Genomic DNA, 3,934 nt, shown 5'->3' with positions numbered 1-3,934 from the left:
TTGACCCGCGATGCTTTCAGTTCCATTGCGCTCCACCCCCAGGGCGCAAGGCCCGGGCGTAGCAGAACAGGAACAGGTTACGCACCAGTTCCTTGAGCACCACTGGCTCACTCGAACTCAAACCGCTGAGGTCCAGGTCGCCCTGTCGCGCAGTTCGCCCAGTGCTTCTTCTTCAAGCACGGCGCACACTTCGCCCGTTTCGCGGTGCAGGATGCGCAGGTAGGGATGGGGGCGGTCAAGCCAGGCGTCGATCAGATAAGTCATGGCTATTCTCCTTGAAAGCGTTCAATGAGAATAATTCTTATTATCAAAATAGCAAGCGACTATTGGATTTTTCTTGCAATGACCGCTCGGCGGTAAGGGCGAGGCTGCGAGCGCAGCCCCGCAACAGCAGGTCTCAGACCTTGCGCACAAACTCGGATTTCAGCTTCATCGGGCCGATGCCGTCGATCTTGCAATCGATGTCGTGGTCGCCATCGCACAGGCGGATGTTCTTGACCTTGGTGCCAACCTTGACCACCAGCGAGGTGCCCTTGACCTTGAGGTCCTTGATCACGGTGATGGTATCGCCGTCCTGCAGGACGTTGCCTACCGAATCCTTCTTCACCGTCTCATCGCTCGCGGCTTCGGCGTCACCGCTGGCGGACCACTCGTGGGCACACTCGGGGCAGATCAGCAGGCTGGCGTCTTCGTAGGTGTATTCGGAATTGCATTTGGGGCAGGGTGGCAAAGTGCTCACTACGGTTCCTCGGGGCATACGTGCAGAAAACCCACATTGTATAGGGTTTTGCCGAGCAGAGGAAAACAGGCCCATCGCGCGATGGGCCGGGGGAGGGGATCAGTGCGTACGGGCGACGGCGAACTCGCTGAGTTCGATCAGCGCGTCGCGGTACTCGCTGGCCGGCAGCAGGTCCAGGCAGGCGATGGCGCGGGCCACATAGTCACGCGCCATGCGCGCGGTGTAGTCCAGCGCACCGGCCGCCTCGACCGCGTTACGGATGCTTTCGAGGTCTTCCAGGCCGCCTTTCTGGATGGCCTGGCGAACCAGCGCCGCCTGTTCGGGCGTGCCTTCGCGCATGGTGTAGATCAGCGGCAGGGTCGGCTTGCCTTCGGCCAGGTCGTCACCGACGTTCTTGCCCAGGGTCTCGGCATCGCCCTTGTAGTCGAGCAGGTCGTCGACCAGTTGGAAGGCCACGCCAAGGTGGTCGCCGAAGGTGCGCAGGGCTTCGCTCTGCTCCGGGCTGGCACCGGCCAGCGCCGCGGCGCTGTGGGTGGACGCTTCGAACAGCATGGCGGTCTTGCCGCGAATGACCTCCATGTAGACCTCTTCGCTGGTGCTCGCATCGCGAATGCGCGACAGCTGCAGCACTTCACCCTCGGCGATGACCCGGGTGGCCTTGGAGAGGATCTGCATGACCGGCATCGAGCCCAGCTCGACCATCATCTCGAACGAGCGCGAGTACAGGAAGTCGCCCACCAGCACGCTCGGCGCATTGCCCCACAGGGCGTTGGCGGTGGAGCGGCCACGGCGCATGCCGGACATGTCGACCACGTCGTCATGCAGCAGGGTGGCGGTGTGCAGGAATTCGATGGTGGCGGCCAGCAGGCGCAGGTCGTCGCCTTCGCGGCCCAGGGCCTTGCCACACAGCAACACCAGCAGCGGGCGCAGACGCTTGCCCCCGGCCGAGGTAATATAGTCGCCGATTTTCGATACCAGCGGCACACGCGAAGTCAGCTGTTTCTTGATGATCTCGTCAACGGCGCTGAAGTCGTCCGCTACCGCACGGTAGAAAGCTTGGGGTTGCATCGGCCACAGGTGCTCCATAAGGGTTGCGCGGCATGCTAGGTTGCGGGTCCCGGCGTGTCAAGGCGCACTGGCCGTGGGGGCAATGGGCCTACTTGCAAGGCAAAGCTGGCTTGCGTACAATCGCGCACCCTGAACTTCCTGGGCAGCACCTGCCTTACGCAATTGCACTGGGCCGTTCCAGCCCTATGCAGCCATGCCAGCCAATACTCTTCCTATAAAGAGCTGGGTGAGCAGGATTATCGGAGAAATACCCATGTACGCAGTAATTGTTACCGGTGGCAAGCAGTACAAAGTCGCCCCAGGTGAATACCTGAAAATCGAAAAACTGGAAGTCGCCACTGGTGAATCCGTGACCTTCGACCGCGTTCTGTTGGTTGCCAATGGCGACGACGTGAACATCGGCGCTCCAGTCGTTGCTGGCGCCACTGTCGTTGCTGAAGTGATCTCGCAAGGTCGTCACGACAAAGTGCGTATCATCAAGTTCCGTCGCCGTAAGCACCACATGAAGCGTATGGGCCACCGCCAGTGGTTCACCGAGATCAAAATCACCGGTATTCAGGCTTAATTTCAGCCTAATTCCTCACTAGGAGAATTGAACTCATGGCACACAAAAAAGCTGGTGGTAGTACCCGTAACGGTCGCGACTCAGAAGCCAAACGCCTTGGCGTGAAGATGTATGGCGGCCAGGCTATCATCCCGGGCAACATCATCGTGCGTCAGCGCGGCACCCAATTCCACGCTGGCTACGGCGTTGGCATGGGCAAGGATCACACCCTGTTCGCCAAGATCGCGGGTAAGATCAAGTTCGAAGTAAAAGGCGCCTTCGGTCGTCGTTACGTAAGCGTCATCGCCGAGTAATCGCGCGATCGCTGGAAAAGCCCTGTCTTGCGACGGGGCTTTTTCGTTTGTGGGGTGAGTCTCTTGCAAAGCTGTTTGTATGGGCTGCCGGCGCTGGTGTTTCGGTCGTTGACGGGGGCCGCCGCGCTCACTTTTGCAAGAGCCTTATGTCTTTGTGTCACTCAGCTCGTCCAGCTGACGAGAGGCGGTTTTTATGAAGTTTGTTGACGAAGTATCGATCAAGGTCAAAGCCGGTGACGGCGGTAACGGTTGCATGAGCTTCCGTCGCGAGAAGTTCATCGAGAACGGTGGCCCCAACGGTGGCGACGGTGGTGATGGTGGCTCGGTGTACATGGTTGCCGACGAAAACCTCAACACCCTGGTCGACTACCGCTACACCCGCCATTTCGAAGCCCAGCGCGGCTCCAACGGCGGCAGCACCGACTGCACCGGCAAGAAGGGCGAAGACCTGATCCTGCGTGTGCCGGTCGGCACCACGGTGATCGACGCCGGCACCCAGGAAGTCATCGGCGACCTGGTCAAGGCCGGGCAGAAACTGATGGTGGTGCAGGGCGGCTGGCACGGCCTGGGCAATACCCGTTTCAAGTCCAGTACCAACCGTGCGCCACGCCAGACCACCCCGGGCAAGCCGGGCGAGCAGCGTGACCTGAAACTGGAAATGAAAGTGCTGGCCGACGTCGGCCTGCTGGGCTTGCCCAATGCCGGCAAATCCACCTTCATCCGTTCGGTCTCGGCCGCCAAGCCGAAAGTCGCCGACTACCCGTTCACCACCCTGGTGCCAAACCTGGGCGTGGTCAGCGTCGACCGCTGGAAGAGCTTCGTGGTGGCCGACATCCCCGGCCTGATCGAGGGCGCCTCCGAAGGTGCCGGCCTGGGTATCCGCTTCCTCAAGCACCTGGCGCGTACCCGCCTGCTGCTGCACCTCGTCGACCTGGCGCCGCTGGATGAAAGCAGCAGCGCCGATGCCGCCGAAGTGATCGTCAACGAGCTGGTGCGCTTCAGCCCGTCGCTGGCCGAGCGTGACCGCTGGCTGGTGCTGAACAAGACCGACATGCTGATGGACGACGAGCGTGACGAGCGGGTCAAGGGCGTGGTCGAGCGCCTGCAGTGGGAAGGCCCGGTCTACGTGATCTCGGCGATCTCCAAGCAAGGCACCGAGCAGCTCAGCCGCGACATCATGCGCTACCTCGAAGACCGTGCCGACCGCCTGGCGGCCGACCCGGCCTACCGCGACGAGCTGGCCGACCTCGACCAGCGCATCGAAGACGA

Annotated in this window: 5 protein-coding genes and 1 pseudogene; 3 read left to right on the top strand and 3 right to left on the bottom strand. The window is 61.4% G+C overall.

The annotated features are described in order from the left end of the window. Nucleotides 1-16 precede the first annotated feature (16 nt). The 3 genes and pseudogenes from G3436_RS17480 to G3436_RS17470 form a co-directional block, all read right to left on the bottom strand. A pseudogene (locus G3436_RS17480) lies at nt 17-264 on the bottom strand (PA4570 family protein). Nucleotides 265-397: 133 nt separating this feature from the next. Continuing rightward, nucleotides 398-739, bottom strand: coding sequence for a zinc ribbon domain-containing protein YjdM (locus tag G3436_RS17475; RefSeq protein ID WP_163947401.1), 342 nt, complete (start codon nt 737-739; stop codon nt 398-400). 99 nt (nt 740-838) lie between these two features. Next, nucleotides 839-1,807, bottom strand: a complete 969-nt coding sequence (locus tag G3436_RS17470; RefSeq protein WP_163947399.1) for a polyprenyl synthetase family protein — start codon at nt 1,805-1,807, stop codon at nt 839-841. 253 nt (nt 1,808-2,060) lie between these two features. Here G3436_RS17470 and rplU point away from each other — a divergent pair, with 253 nt between their 5' ends. The 3 genes from rplU to cgtA form a co-directional block, all read left to right on the top strand. Continuing rightward, nucleotides 2,061-2,372, top strand: a complete 312-nt coding sequence (gene rplU, locus G3436_RS17465) for a 50S ribosomal protein L21 (RefSeq protein ID WP_116549146.1) — start codon at nt 2,061-2,063, stop codon at nt 2,370-2,372. Between the two features lie 35 nt (nt 2,373-2,407). Then, nucleotides 2,408-2,665, top strand: a complete 258-nt coding sequence (gene rpmA / locus G3436_RS17460) for a 50S ribosomal protein L27 (RefSeq protein ID WP_163947396.1) — start codon at nt 2,408-2,410, stop codon at nt 2,663-2,665. Nucleotides 2,666-2,858: 193 nt separating this feature from the next. Beyond that, a partial coding sequence (gene cgtA, locus G3436_RS17455) for an Obg family GTPase CgtA (protein WP_163947393.1) occupies nt 2,859-3,934 on the top strand: 1,076 nt, incomplete at its 3' end.

The organism is Pseudomonas brassicae, from assembly GCF_010671725.1.
Classification (GTDB): Bacteria; Pseudomonadota; Gammaproteobacteria; order Pseudomonadales; family Pseudomonadaceae; genus Aquipseudomonas; species Aquipseudomonas brassicae.
The sequence above is the reverse complement of the archived record's forward strand: the minus strand, read 5'-3'. Positions and strand labels throughout refer to the sequence as shown.